Origin of the sequence: Paenibacillus alkaliterrae (assembly GCF_021532375.1) — a bacterium.
Taxonomy (GTDB): Bacteria; Bacillota; Bacilli; order Paenibacillales; family Paenibacillaceae; genus Pristimantibacillus; species Pristimantibacillus alkaliterrae.
The window spans coordinates 1-14,060 of sequence record NZ_JAKGAP010000104.1; the positions used below are offsets into that span (position 1 = coordinate 1).

The 14,060-nt window shown below is 43.9% G+C and carries 14 protein-coding genes; 10 read left to right on the top strand and 4 right to left on the bottom strand.

The annotated features are described in order from the left end of the window. Positions 1 to 399 precede the first annotated feature (399 nt). Positions 400 to 738 (top strand): AAA family ATPase, encoded by a 339-nt coding sequence (locus L1N85_RS25470; protein ID WP_235241828.1) that lies wholly within the window; start codon positions 400 to 402, stop codon positions 736 to 738. Positions 739 to 811: 73 nt separating this feature from the next. Beyond that, a complete protein-coding gene (locus L1N85_RS25475) occupies positions 812 to 1,243 on the top strand; it encodes a hypothetical protein (RefSeq protein ID WP_235241829.1) in 432 nt (143 codons plus the stop codon). A gap of 531 nt (positions 1,244 to 1,774) precedes the next feature. On the opposite strand, the gene L1N85_RS25480 is transcribed toward L1N85_RS25475, so the two are convergent. Next, complete coding sequence (locus tag L1N85_RS25480; RefSeq protein WP_235241830.1) at positions 1,775 to 3,013, bottom strand: ISL3 family transposase; 1,239 nt, start codon at positions 3,011 to 3,013, stop codon at positions 1,775 to 1,777. Positions 3,014 to 3,097: 84 nt separating this feature from the next. Between L1N85_RS25480 and L1N85_RS25485 the strand changes: the two genes are divergently transcribed. Further along, a complete protein-coding gene (locus L1N85_RS25485) occupies positions 3,098 to 4,501 on the top strand; it encodes a glycosyltransferase family 2 protein (RefSeq protein ID WP_235241831.1) in 1,404 nt (467 codons plus the stop codon). Here the strand turns inward: L1N85_RS25485 and L1N85_RS25490 are convergent. Together L1N85_RS25490 and L1N85_RS25495 are read right to left on the bottom strand one after the other, a co-directional pair. Beyond that, the gene (locus L1N85_RS25490; RefSeq protein ID WP_235241832.1) at positions 4,498 to 4,698 is read right to left on the bottom strand and encodes a hypothetical protein; all 201 of its coding nucleotides are present in this window, start codon (positions 4,696 to 4,698) and stop codon (positions 4,498 to 4,500) included. The two genes, L1N85_RS25485 and L1N85_RS25490, sit on opposite strands and share 4 nt — an antisense overlap. Before the next feature lie 26 nt (positions 4,699 to 4,724). Beyond that, on the bottom strand, positions 4,725 to 5,045 hold the full coding sequence (locus L1N85_RS25495) for a DUF2642 domain-containing protein (protein WP_235241833.1): 321 nt from the start codon (positions 5,043 to 5,045) through the stop codon (positions 4,725 to 4,727). Positions 5,046 to 5,410: 365 nt separating this feature from the next. On the opposite strand from L1N85_RS25495, the gene L1N85_RS25500 reads away from it, so the two are divergent. The 6 genes from L1N85_RS25500 (at position 5,411) to L1N85_RS25525 (ending at position 12,053) form a co-directional block, all read left to right on the top strand. Further along, complete coding sequence (locus L1N85_RS25500) at positions 5,411 to 6,484, top strand: mannose-1-phosphate guanylyltransferase (RefSeq protein ID WP_235241834.1); 1,074 nt, start codon at positions 5,411 to 5,413, stop codon at positions 6,482 to 6,484. A gap of 110 nt (positions 6,485 to 6,594) precedes the next feature. After that, positions 6,595 to 7,623 (top strand): glycosyltransferase family 4 protein, encoded by a 1,029-nt coding sequence (locus L1N85_RS25505; protein WP_235241835.1) that lies wholly within the window; start codon positions 6,595 to 6,597, stop codon positions 7,621 to 7,623. A gap of 125 nt (positions 7,624 to 7,748) precedes the next feature. Beyond that, a complete protein-coding gene (locus L1N85_RS25510; RefSeq protein WP_235241836.1) occupies positions 7,749 to 8,714 on the top strand; it encodes a GDP-mannose 4,6-dehydratase in 966 nt (321 codons plus the stop codon). 16 nt (positions 8,715 to 8,730) lie between these two features. After that, positions 8,731 to 9,969, top strand: coding sequence for a glycosyltransferase family 2 protein (locus L1N85_RS25515; RefSeq protein ID WP_235241837.1), 1,239 nt, complete (start codon positions 8,731 to 8,733; stop codon positions 9,967 to 9,969). A gap of 36 nt (positions 9,970 to 10,005) precedes the next feature. Next, the gene (locus L1N85_RS25520; protein ID WP_235241838.1) at positions 10,006 to 10,947 is read left to right on the top strand and encodes a GDP-L-fucose synthase family protein; all 942 of its coding nucleotides are present in this window, start codon (positions 10,006 to 10,008) and stop codon (positions 10,945 to 10,947) included. After that, positions 10,944 to 12,053, top strand: a complete 1,110-nt coding sequence (locus L1N85_RS25525) for a glycosyltransferase family 4 protein (RefSeq protein WP_235241839.1) — start codon at positions 10,944 to 10,946, stop codon at positions 12,051 to 12,053. Before L1N85_RS25520 ends, L1N85_RS25525 begins: the two co-directional genes overlap by 4 nt. Before the next feature lie 43 nt (positions 12,054 to 12,096). Here the strand turns inward: L1N85_RS25525 and L1N85_RS25530 are convergent, their stop codons facing one another. Further along, positions 12,097 to 13,329: a glycosyltransferase family 2 protein gene (locus tag L1N85_RS25530; RefSeq protein WP_235241840.1), complete on the bottom strand. Its 1,233-nt coding sequence runs from the start codon at positions 13,327 to 13,329 to the stop codon at positions 12,097 to 12,099. A gap of 178 nt (positions 13,330 to 13,507) precedes the next feature. Between L1N85_RS25530 and L1N85_RS25535 the strand changes: the two genes are divergently transcribed. Further along, positions 13,508 to 13,870: an MATE family efflux transporter gene (locus tag L1N85_RS25535; protein ID WP_235241841.1), complete on the top strand. Its 363-nt coding sequence runs from the start codon at positions 13,508 to 13,510 to the stop codon at positions 13,868 to 13,870. Positions 13,871 to 14,060: the final 190 nt, after the last annotated feature.

The following is a 14,060-nucleotide window of genomic DNA, read 5'->3' on the forward strand; positions in this document are numbered from 1 at the left end:
AGCAAGGAATGGTGAAGCCGAAACAAGTTAAAGTTTGATCATCTTCGAAACGTCCATTTTAGAGTAAATGGCAGCAATTTAAAGCAATTCTACGATTGAAATCGAATAAGAGGTGCAGTGTCCACAATAAGGGTGTTTAACCGAAATCCTTGAACTTCTTCTCTTGTTTTTTGAATAATGTTTGAAAGTAGCATTGCTTCATTCATCCAATAAACCTCCATAATGATTTAGTCGGGCAAGAGAAGCCCCTTTACATTATGTCGGAAAAAATTATCCGTAAGTTTTTGGTCTAATACCCTTATACGAACGGGATATATTCAAAACTTACGGATAACAAAAAGTTGAGGATAATTGAGCTTATTCAATATTACGGATAATACGAACTTCAAAGAGGATTCCATGTCGCCGCTGGCTTTAATCCTGATCGGTCAGCCTAGCTTACGCAACCAGCTTAAGTCGAGGCATTTGGACGCCATTGATCAGCGGATCCAAAACAGGTACCAGTTCCAAGGGTTCTCAGAAGAGGAGACGAGGGCCTACATCCAGCACCAAGTCAGGGTATCTGGGTCTGTGCAGGAGATATTTTCGGAGGAAGCGTTGGTCGCGATTCACCAATTTAGTCATGGTGAGCCTAGAAAGATTAATACCCTGTGCAGCCAATCTCTATTAGATGCATTCATTCGTGAAAACAAGATTGTTGGTGAAGCGCACGTCCACCGAGCCATGAACGAGATGTAATTCCGACACACATCTAGGCTGAATACTGTCGGTCAGTGGCAGTGCGGGTGCCTGTACGTGAGTTGCTACGACATTGCCACTGGCCGTTCATCCGACAAGGAGACTGGCTGCGGACACCGTACGTTATTCAGAGAGAAAATGGGATATTCAGGGGACAACAGATACAGATCTTTCACAATCATTTATTGCTACATTTGAAGGTGAAAAGTATACGTTGCCTTTAATTGAAGTGATACGCAGCATTCTAGCACCTAACCGATTTTTGTTATATCAACTATTTGAACCGAATTCCTTCCCGCTGTACTTTTTTAACAAAATTGAATATCAGAAATTACACTTTGAATTCACCTCGCTTTATGCAATTAAATATACACGTCAAGAATATTTACTTCATCTGGCTTGGTTAATTTCACATTCGGATATTAGACAAGTGTTTGAAAGTATCGAACCTCATTACTTGAATAATGGAAGTTTATGTTTTCTTGGACATTTAAGCAACCTATAAAACTTAAAGTTCTAGTTAAACCTAATCTTTATGGATATACCATTCTTCGAGTGTTGAGTGTGACGAATAAACATCTACCTTTCGAGGAAATTACATTTACGCATCCTAAGCTACACAATCATCAACGGTCGAATGAACCTAAGAAATACATTCTGTTAAACAAAAATAAATTAGATAAAAGTGAAGAACTTGAATTGAGTGAAGACTTTGATGGGACGACCAGTGATTTTGATGATGTGGAAATGGATAACTAAAGTCACGAGTACACATTTAAACCGAAAATTACGAAAGTACATAAAAATATTGATAAGCAGCGTTCATATGAAGATGAAAACACGAAGATTTACTACTTAGATGACCAAGGCAAACGGTCAACTGCGGATATTGGAGGTAATAGATTGGCCCGTGGCCTAGAACACAAAACAGGCTCTTCGCTACTAGCAATTATTTAAGGGTAAATTGTCACTTTTTGCTTCCAGAAAACCTATGAAAACCCGGGTGAAAAAGGGGATAGGGGCCCCGACGCGAGAGTTACGGTTTGAGGGAAAAGTTCAGTTTACCGGCAAGCAAGTAGACGAGCGCAATGATGTTTTTATCGGAGCGGTAGCCGCGTGCTTTTCGCTTCGCGGCTTGGAATAAGCTGTTAACACCCTCTAGCAGTCCATTTGTTAACTTGGAGGTGAACCATCTCACAACGCCGTCGTAGTGTTTTTGTAACATCTTCGCGATATTAACCATCGGTTCTAGTCGGCAACGCAGTCCCCATCCAATCCAATCCTGAAGCACGGCAGGAGCTATGGCTGCAGGGTACTGGTAGATCTTCTGGAGACACCAGCGCATGCGGTAAGCCTTGGCCGAGTCGAGCTCACAGTCCTTAAGCTTATCCAATTTTTCCTTCTGAGCGGGAGTGAGATTTTCCTCATTCTTCAGCCAAATGTAACGCGTATCCTTCAGCATTTCGCAGCTTTTTTGTTCTCTGCGACGCACTTCATCCACGGCTTCGTTCGCAGCTTGAATGACGTGGAATTTGTCAAATGTAATTGCGGCGTCAGGAAAGTTCTCTGCCGCACCTTTCATAAAAGCCGGCGATATATCCATACACAACTCCGTTACCTTGGTCGCTTCTCCGCCCTGCGCTTCAAGACGCGCTTTACATACGTCCCAGGTGCTCGAATCTCGCCCAACGGTGACACAAATGACATTCTTTTTCTCAGGATCCATAAAGATCGTGATATAGTTATGGCCTCGCTTCGCTGAAGTTTCGTCGGTGCTGATCTTTGTCACATAAGACAGGTCTTGTGTGGACATGGCGTGATCAACGTAGTAATGCAGGATGCGCCATAGCCGTGTATCGTGTTCATCGACAAGACGAGCTACGGCATTCATCGGCATATCTTTAGCCAGCGTCATGATCAGGGCATCGAAGTGAAGTGTAAAGTAGTGCTTGGGTTTGTCCAGTGCCCATGGTACATTAACGCGCATCATACGATTACACTTTCCGCAATGCGTCTTTGGAAGTTCAGCATGAATGTAGCAGGGATATTCAAAGAAATTAAGATGACGCCATGTGCGATCTTTATCCGCAATGCCGATAACAGGTTGATTCTCCGCTCCGCAATCTGAACATGCGAACAGAGCACGTTTTCTTGCCTTTACATACACATCCAGTTGCTTGATTTCTAGATTGAAATCTGCCCGATCAACGTACCACGGTTCCGGAATATGGAGAAGTCGTTCAAGCATTTCGTTGCTTATGTTTGCGGTAAACATATGAAAACACCTCATCCTCTACTGGTCTTTTATTTTCCAGTATTAACATGTGTTTTAATTGTTAACGGCGAGGAAGCATTTTTTTTGCAGTATTGGACCAGCAAACCTTTGCATGCTTCGGCATACAATGTAATTATCATTCAATCCCGCAGGGAAGTGACCCCGATTATGCTCGTATTTATCTTGAATACGGATCATCACGAATTAGCACTGACGCTTACAGAACATAGTGTCCGCAAAACGCTCGCGGATGCCCAGGTGATTTCCGTGCATGCCGATTATGCAGATGTAATGAACAGGGAAATACGGGAAGACTCCGGCACATTTTTCATAACCCTTTTTGCGGGTGAACGGATCGCCGATCATTTTCTTGAAGAAATGCAGGGCTGGCTCCGGCATCTTCCGGGCGATTCAGCAGGAATCGCCTTGATGCCAATGATTTCGGAATCAAAACAAACGATATCTATTCCAAGAGGGCCTGTCATTTGGCGAAAAGAAGCCATCCTGACAGGAGATAATCCAGGCTTCTTAACAGCACGGCACCTGCCGTTCGAGCACTATATACTGCTTGAAATGCATTTTCGGCTTTCCCCAACCTGGCATTGGAACGAAATACGGACGGATTCTTGGAAATGCCGGCATAACCAAAGCGCCAAATGGAAGAACATCCGGGAGGAATGGAATTGCTTATACCCCATTTTGGCCGCTAAGCCTTCAGCCGGGAGTTCCAGTGACCATCCATTGTTCAGCGTAGTGATCTGCACGTACAACAATGCCGGATATTTGGGATGGGCTATCCACAGCGTACTCGTTCAAACTTTTCCAAAATGGGAGCTCCTGATTGTTGATGACGGGTCACAAGATGATACGGCGTGCATACTAGGGGAAATTACCGATATTCCCCATGTCTCCATCCTTCGCAATGAGGTGAACCGCGGGAAAAGCTTTTGTTTAAATCGGGCGCTTTCAGAGGCTGCAGGTAGTTGGCTGGTGGAACTCGATGCGGATGATTGGTTGACACCCGACTGCCTGGCTGTCTTTGCGGATAAACTGAACGACATAACGAAGCAAGGGGCTTATTACGCCGATCATTACGAATGGTTTGAAAGATCTAATAAACAGCTGGTATTTCGCAAGAAAAAGACCGCCCTGTCCACGTTTTCGCCAGAAATGCTGCTCGAGCAAGCCTATCCGCTTGCTCCGAGGTGTTATCATGTTCAATCGTTGAAGGAATTGGGCGGTTGGTGGGAATCAGACCCCTTTGGAGGCCGATTATACGAAGATTTTCAAATGCTGATTCGAATATCCTTGAAACAACCTGTTCAGCATGTTGACAAAGCATTGTATCATCGGAGACTCCGAAAGGGCAGCATGACAAGCTCTAATCACACCTGCTATGAATCATGGAAAAGCTGGTTTCATTCCGTTATAGAACGTGGACAGGGTTTGAAAAAAAGCGAATCCGAACGCTCTGATTACAAAAGTTAGACCGGAAGAATGCGTACGAATTCAATATTAGCTTCCAATACGGTGACTTGCCCACCAGCCGAATATGCATCTGGAGCTTGCTGTACCGTAAAGAAACCTTCGCTTACCCCGGACAATGTACCTACAATAAATTGTGTGGTCTGAAAAACCTCGACGGAACGGCCGATAAATCGTGCCAACGCTTGAGTGAAATCCATGCCAACTTGCACCTCGATTCATAATATTAGATAAATGAATTAATTTTAGTAATCGGAATGAGTACGATCGCGCCGGTCGGTTCCAGAACTGCCACGTAGTCAATTCCTACTTCAATTAATGTTCCTGAAATCGTACCGGCATCGGTCTCGATGACGATAGGGGTATTTAAGCGGGCAAGCAGAGCTTCCCGGATGCCCGGTCCTGGAACCAGAGCGCTGACCTGAGCCTGTAAAATGTTAACATCGTTACGAAGCCGCGAAATTGCTGCGGAAAGCCTATTAATCCTTCTCCGGAACACTCTTGTAATTCGTGCAATCTGCTGTCTCAGGCGCCTTAACTGTTTCAAAAAAGAATTCCTGGTCTTCTTTTTCTTTTTCCGACGGCGGCAGAATTTTAGCTTTTTATGCGGAGGACAAGGGAATTTTTTTATTACTTTACATACACTCACTTCTTATTCTCATCTCCCTCTGGTTTGTGTTCTTTGTAATTTATGCAGAACGAATAGGGGGGGAAGCTAGTCTATACGAAGATGATGAAATCACCTAGACAAGCAAAGACACATTAACGTTAACCATAACACCAAGATTGCCGTTACTTAGGAATGCTCGGAATCTATGCTAAGAACAAACGCCGTGCCCTTCGGATCGCTGCTGTCATATTAGTAACAATCGAAATTATCTAATATCAGATCCTGACAAGGAGGGCCTATTTTTGCGAGTTAAAGCTGTCATTATGGCGGGAGGGAAAGGTACCCGGTTCTGGCCATATAGTCGGTCTCATTTTCCAAAACAATTTTTATCTATACGCCATGAAGGAACCTTATTGCAAAATACCGTAAAGAGATTGAGATTATTTCTACCCGTTGAGGATATTTATGTAACTTCCCTTCATAGCTATATACCACATTTAAGAAAACAGCTTCCCATGATTCCTGAAAAAAATCTAATAGCTGAACCTGTAGCGAAGGATACTGCCGCCTGTATCGGGTTTTCAGCTCTCAGGCTGATGGAGGAGGAAGATTCGGTTTTAATTACGTTACCCTCTGATCATTATATCTCCGATCCGGAAATCTACTGCCAGGCGCTGCAAGCAGCAGTCCATAGGGCACAGCAAGAAACCTGCGTCGTTACGATAGGAGTCAAACCGACTCGTCCCGAGACAGAATATGGTTATATTAGAGTTTCTCAGAAGACGGCCTGCGACGATAATGAAATTATGCCGGTTCAACAATTTATTGAAAAACCAAGAATTTCCGTAGCACAAAACATATTTGTGGATGGGCAACATTATTGGAATACGGGTGCTTTTATATGGAAAATATCCACCATATTCCAATTATTGAAATCCCATATGCCGAACTTATATGAAAAACTATTGCAGATAAAAGAAGTGATAGGACAAAAAATGGATTACAATCAATTTTACAATATTTATAGTGAGATCGAAAAACAGTCCGTAGATTTCGGCATTATTGAAAAATGCCGCTCTATCTATATGGTACCGGTTCAATGCGGATGGGACGATCTGGGGATATGGGATGCGCTTGAACGAACTAACGAAAAGGATCATCTACAAAACATCGTATTCGGGCTCCATGAAGGAATCGATACCAAAAACAATGTGATTTACGGGGAATCCGATCAATTGGTCGCTACCATCGGGATAGAGGATTTGCTAATTGTCTCGACAAAGGACGCACTGCTCGTTTGCAGTAAAGACCGTACGAAGGATATAAAAAAATTATATGAATTATTGGATCAAAAAGGTTACAAAAAATATCTATAACATTCCGTCCTGCGATTATCATATGAAACTATTAATGGATACGCTTGGACTATTGACTTCAATTGTGGCAGTTTAATTACAGGTGAGCTAGATCAAAGGGGATGCCAGCTATGAATAACTTGGATATTGTATACGTTCTGGAATCAACAGTCCTATCAGGAGGAATAAAGAACGTATTTGAACAAGTAGATCGGTTGGCTGATCTTGGATACCGTACTCAACTTTTCGCCCTAGGCGATCAACCTGCATGGTTTCCGTTAAATACGAAAGTGCGGAAGTTTCCCAATTATGCGATGATGCAAAAAGAATTGAAAAGTATGAATGCTATAAAAATAGCGACGTGGTGGAAGACCTTATCCATCGTTTTGAATAGCTGCGACCCCCGGCAAGGGGGGCGAGGCATCCCTTTCTATCTTGTCCAGGATATAGAAGAAAGTTATTACCCTCATTGGCCCGCCATGCAGGAGAAAGTCCGTCAAACTTACCGAATGCCGGTGCATTTGTTAACGATAGCAGATTGGACTGCCAAGCAATTGGATCAACGTTTCGGGCGAGAGGCGACAAATATCTCCATCGCAATCGATTTGAATGTTTTGAAGCCTAATAGAACTCGAGAATATGATCCAAACCGAATTCTTGCCTGCAGTCGAAAAAGCCAGCATCTGAAAGGTTTTCACGTAACGGTGGAGGCTGTTGAGGAAGTGTATCGAAAACTGGGCTCATGTTCATTCGTTACGTTCGGGTTGGAAGATCCTCAAATCTCCGAAATTCCACACATTCATTATCATGGCCCGGATGATCGAATGGTTGCCGAACTCTACGCAAACTGCGGCGTGTTTGTTCAGACGTCTTTTCACGAAGGGTTCGGCCTTCCGATATTGGAAGCAATGGCATGCGGCGCACCGGTTGTCGCAACGAATGCGGACGGCAATGAAGAGTTTTGCCATGACGGGTGGAATTGCGTTCTGGTTGAGAAAGGAGACGTGGAAGGGGTCGTTCGGGGAATGCTTCGGGTTCTGACCGATCGCGAATTTGCGGATTACCTGTCCGTCAACGGAAGGGAAACCGCCCGAAAGTACACGTGGACAAGAGTATTGCAAAATTTGGACGATGTTTTCAGCGGATACTGCCATCCGTAACATAACGGGAGGGCTGCCGGATTCTCCCCTATTAAGGGCAAACGCCGTGACGATAAGTGTACAGTTGACATATTGATATTGCAGTTAGCCTAATTTTCCAGTATTTAAAGGAGGGAATTTGCAACTTGAAAGCTTTAATCACGGGAATCACCGGCTTTGCCGGCAGCCATCTGGCCGAGTATTTATTGTCTCGCGGAGACGTTGAAGTTTATGGAACGTACCGGCTAAGAAGCCGAATGGAGCACATCCAGCATCTATTAAATAAAGTAGAGCTTGTGGAGTGTGAATTGAAGGATCCCCATTCCGTGAATCGAATGATCAATGAAATTCGTCCCGATTTGATTTTTCACCTTGCCGCTCAAAGCTTCGTCCCCACTTCATGGAATTCCCCTACGGATACGTTAACCAACAATATTGTCAGCCAGGTCAACATCTTTGAGGCTGTCCGAAAGTACGACTTTGATTGCAAAATTCAAATCGCTTGCTCCAGCGAGGAATACGGGATGGTCTATCCGGAAGAAACGGCCATCAAGGAAACGAATCCGCTGCGGCCGTTGAGTCCTTATGCAGTAAGCAAGGTGGCTCAGGATTTTCTCGGCTATCAATATTATCAAAGCTATGGGATGAAAATCGTCCGTACCCGTACCTTCAATCATACCGGCCCGAGACGGGGGGAACATTTTGTTACTTCTAATTTTGCGAAACAAATTTCCAAAATTGAATTAGGTTTGCAGCAGCCGAAATTGTTAGTTGGCAATCTCCAAGCGAAAAGGGATTTTACCGATGTAAGAGATGTTGTGAGGGCGTATTGGTTGTCTCTTGAGAAAGGCGAACCGGGTGAAGTTTATAATATCGCAGCCGGAACGGCAGTTACCATCGATGAAATGCTTCAAACATTACTTTCGTTTACGGATGCGGAAATTGAGATAGAAGTAGATCCAAGTCGTCTTCGTCCATCCGACGTGGAGATCTTATTGGGGGATTCCTCCGTGTTCTCGGAAAGAACCGGTTGGGTGCCGGAGATTCCGTTCGAGCAAACGATGGAGGATCTGCTGAATTATTGGAGGCACATTCAGCGCGAAAGAAAATAAGCGGAGGGAAAACGCTATGAGCAACCAAGAATTCCCCCTAGTGAGCGTGATTACCCCATCCTATAATCAGGCTGACTTTATACAAGAAACGATCGACAGCGTCTGGGCACAGGATTATCCCAACCTTGAACATATCGTAATTGATGGGGGCTCCACGGACGGAACAGTTGAAATTTTAAAAAAATACACGCATCTCGGGGAACGGTTTCGTTTTATTTCGGAGCCGGACCGCGGTCAATCCGATGCGATAAATAAAGGATTAAAAATGGCAAATGGTGAGTTTATTGGTTGGTTAAACTCGGATGATACCTATTTGCCGGGGGCGATCCGCAAGGCTGTAGATGCTTTAAGGGAACATTCCGATTGGGCCGTGGTTTACGGAAATGCCTATCATATAAACCAACATAATCAAATTCTTAATCCTTACCCGATTAAACCATTCGACCGGAAACGTTTGTTTGAATTTTGTATCATTTGCCAGCCCGCCGCTTTCTTGCGAAGAAACATATTCGAAGCGGTCGGGGGCGTCGACGAGACCCTTCATTTTTGTATGGATTACGATTTATGGATCAGAATCTCGAAGGATTATCCGATCGGATATATAAATGAGGACCTGGCGAATTCAAGGCTGCATCCATCCTGTAAATCTGCTCTTCGAATGGTGGATACGGGGCTGCCGGAAATCATTAAAACAAGCATCAAACACTTTGGGACGGTTTCCAACGACTGGCTCTTCCATTATTTAAAGCATCATTCAGAAATCGGGGGCTTATGGTATTTGAACTTGTTTAAATCGAATAAGCTTTTTGGCAAAACGCCTGAAATCTCCCGCCAGAATCGATATCCGGATAAGTGGGTTTCTCCCCGGTTTCATAATACAATCCGAATTCATCCGCAATTCCCGCTGCACATGTTATTGATCCAAGGAATCAATGATATGTTTGATGATTTGCAATGTACCGTATTCGTCAACGGGCTGCATTCACGGAGCTGTCCCGTTGCAAAGGGGCCTTTTGTCCTTGAAATACCGATCGGCTCTAAAGAATCGGAATGCGTTGTCGACATCTATAGCAGTAAACAAATTGTTCCTTTCGATCTTGGCATAAATGAGGATACAAGAGCGATATGCTTTCGCGTTGATGACGTGATTCCATTATCATCGGAAGAATATAAGTTTTATAAAGAATTCCAAAAAAGGCCTCCTTATCTATTAAACTGGCTGTACCGAAACAGACGGCCTACTCCTTTATTATGAGATACAGCATTCCGTAAGGAAAAGGGGGTGAGAGCAGTGGATTTGCGGGAAAAACGAATTGTGGTCACGGGCGGGGCAGGCTTTTTGGGCAAATACGTGGTAAGTCAGTTATTGGAGCAGAATTGCAAACATGTTTTTGTACCGAGATTCCGTGAATTCGACTTGAGAAGAGAACAAGACATAACCCGGATGCTCGAGGTCTATAAACCGGAGGTCATCATTCATTTGGCGGCTGTAGTCGGAGGAATAGGCGCGAACCAGAAACATCCGGGAAAGTTTTTTTATGATAATTTGATCATGGGCGTTCAATTGATGGAACAATCGAGGTGCTTCGGCATCGAAAAATTTACGGCCATCGGAACTATTTGTTCGTATCCGAAGCATACTCCCGTTCCTTTCCTCGAAAGCGAGCTGTGGAACGGGTACCCTGAGGAGACGAATGCTCCATACGGGTTGGCCAAGAAAATGCTGCTTGTTCAATCAGAAGCTTACCGGAAGGAATACGGATTCAATTCCATTTATTTACTGCCGGTTAATTTGTATGGTCCAGGCGACAACTTCGATTTGGAAACCTCTCATGTTATTCCTGCCATCATTAAGAAATTTTTCGATGCAAAGAAGAAGGGTGAGAATCGAATCGTTCTCTGGGGAACCGGCAGCATTACAAGGGAGTTTATTTACGTTGAAGATGCGGCGCAGGCCATCATTAAGGCGACCCAAAATTATAATCGCTCCGAGCCGGTCAATATCGGATCCGGCCAGGAGATTTCCATAAGGGAGCTGGCGGAAACGATTAAGCGGATGACCGGTTTTCAGGGCGATATCGTTTGGGATGACAGTAAGCCGGATGGGCAGCCCCGCCGCAGATTGGATACACACAAGGCCAAAGCCTATTTTGATTTCGAAGCGAATACGGATTTGCTGACAGGACTTAAGAAAACCATACAATGGTACCGGGAAGCGGAGAATGCCGGATGAGGATTGGAATCCATTTACTAGACCTTATTCCCGGGAAAATTGGCGGCATGGAGCAGTATGTAAAAAATTTAATCTCGTATTCGATAAAGCAATCTGATCAATGCGAGATATTCCTTTTTTTAAATAAACATAATTTGGATGCATTCTCTGAGCGAAAGGACAACGTATTTAAAATTTTGATCGATGAAAAGGAAGACAGAAGCCCCCAGCTTCACCGCTGGATTCAGGATTTAAACTTGTCTGTCTGGTTTTGTCCCTTATTGGTATTGGAGCCCCTCGATGTAAGCATTCCGAGCGCAGTCACCATTCCGGACATTCAACATGAGTTTTATCCCGAATTTTTCGATCCTCGTATCCTGCAATGGAGACTTAAAAAATATCAAGTTTCAGTAGAAAATTGCAGCGCCGTCTTAACCCTATCGGATTATTCAAAGAAAACGATCATCGAGAAATATAAGGTTGCGCAAGAAAAAGTGCATGCGATCCATTTGGATTCATCCCAAGAATTTTACTTGAATCATGATGAAACGATGAACCGGAAGGTCGTACGAAAATATCATTTGCCGGATCAATACGGATTTTATCCGGCTAACACGTGGCCTCATAAAAATCATTTGAATTTGCTAAAAGCGATCGATATTCTTAAGAAAAAGCACAACATTAAAATGAAAATCGTTTTTACCGGCTCTGAACAGCAGGAATATGCGTCGATTACAACCTTTATCAAAGAACATGATTTGTCCGATCAAGTTTATTTTCTAGGATATATTCCACAGGCAGAGGTGCCCTACATTTATAAAAATGCAAGCTTCTTAGTGTTTCCTTCCCTGTACGAAGGATTCGGGATTCCGCTGGTCGAAGCCATGCGTACGAAAACGCCGATCATTTGTTCGAATTCCGCAAGTATTCCTGAAGTTGTCGGAGACAGCGCGCTGCTGTTCGATCCCAATGACCCTGAGGAAATCGCTTTAAAAATGCTGGAGGTTCTGAATGATACTACCCGGTCGGAATTAAGAAGCAAAGCTGTGAAACAAGCTGAGAAATTTTGTTGGGAGAAATGCGCAAGGATAACATTGCAGGTTTTTTCCGAAATTGAGGTCCACTGAAGGACTTTCCCCGGTATTCCACGGAGAGAGTCCTTTCGTTTTTTTAAAACTGGAATTTCTTTAATTTCCTTGCGAGCTGCTCAACGTGTTCTTCATGATATACGTCCTCATCCTTGAATGGGGGCAATTGTCCCTGATTTTTGTGAAAATAACAAACCCCATCGACGATAACGGAGCGTGAATGAAGGTGGCTTCGAACGATTGTTTCACCGCAATAAAGGATCCAATCAAAATGCGTTTGCGCAAACAGGTCGAGACGGTTTGTGATATAAAACGAGGGGCCGACCTTGCGAATGCCATTTATAAGTCTGCCGTTAAACTTATAAATATGTGCTATGACCAAATAGTCGTCTTGAGCAGCCAACGTACTCGTTAGATACTGCCAGCGTTGTTTGATTACAGGCCAATCTTTTTCGCCTAATACGAGAATGCTCGTTTTATCTGCTGCTTGGAAGACCGTTTGCGCTATTGCCTGAGGCTGGAACGAATCAAAAATTGTCGCCGGTGTTTTCACGTGCCACGTTTTTCCCCATTTTTGCTCAAAATAAGATTTATTTTTATTCCATAATGAACGGTACTCCCCGTCTTTCAACTGCTTAAAACTTACACTGCCGTGGTGATAAACGAAAGTATTTTCGATGATGGCCATTTTGTATCCGGCTTGCTTAACTCTTTCGCAGTAATCGTTATCCTCAAACATACCGGTTCCATAATTGGCATCAAGCTCACCCGCCTTCTCATACACTTCCCGTTTAATGGCCACGCAGAAAAAGACTAAGAAATCGGTGTAGCGCCAACGTCCTTTATAAAATTGATAAAAATCGTCTAACCAATCGGGATCCGCACCTCGCACAGAATCGCCGATAAAATGGTCGAGCCTTTGGTCGTTTCCGGAATAATTTGACATGGGGCCAGCCATTCCGAGATCGGGATTTTCCATAAGCGGCCGGATTAACCGGGAGATCCATCCCGGCGTAACGATCGTATCGTTATTCAATAGAATAAGGATGTCACCTGTTGCGGCCTTGCATCCAATCGTGTTCCCGCGTGAAAAGCCCGTATTTACCGGAGAAAAAATAACTTTGATGTTCGAGTTCTGGATTTCGGAAAGCCTTTGTTTCGTTTCATCTGATGAGGCGTTATCAACAATAATGATTTCAACATGAGGATATTCATTATCGTTTAATAAGCTATCTAAGCATTGCTTTGTATACCTCCAACGATTATGCGTAATCACGACAATACTGACTTTCGGAAACAGACCGGTTTCTTCCAAGAAGATCCACCCCTTCTTTTACATGGTATGAGTGAATACAAACTGGAGACACGGCAAATATTTATGTTCATGGTTTTAATGATAGTGGTGGATCTTATTTATTATGTCTTGAAATATCCCCCCTAGGGGGATATAATAAGGAGCGTATTTCCACCTTATGTAGAGGAAGTGAAGCTAAATGCCCGCGACTGTTCCTCTGAAAGACAAGAATATTCGAGAAAAAGTAAAGATCATATTGGCGCTAGGTATTCCAGCTGTGATAGAAAACTTTCTTCAAACCATTGTTGGTTTCGTAGATACGTTGTTCGTTGCAAAATTAGGCTTAGGAGAAGTTGCGGCGGTAGGAGTAAGCAATACGATAATTGCTGTCTATTTGGCCATTTTCCTTGCGATTGGTGTAGGCAGCTCCTCTCTTATTGGCAAAAGCATTGGTGCAGGAGATTTGGCTAAAGCTCAATCGATTGCACGGCAAGCGACATGGCTCGCCATATTAGCCGGCCTCTTATTCGGAATTGTATCTCTTTTCTTCGGTAAGCGTTAAATCCTGCACACATGGAAGTAAGATCCGTTTCATGAGAATATGAATGTAGCTCTCACGCGAGGAATAGACGTGGGTCAAGAGACAGGAGATGCCGAAGAGCCCTCCGTTATACAGGGAGGGCGGTTAGCTTACGTTATTTTGAGAATAATCGGCAGATGAGCGGCAAGGACGCCGACCAGGGGGCCAGCTT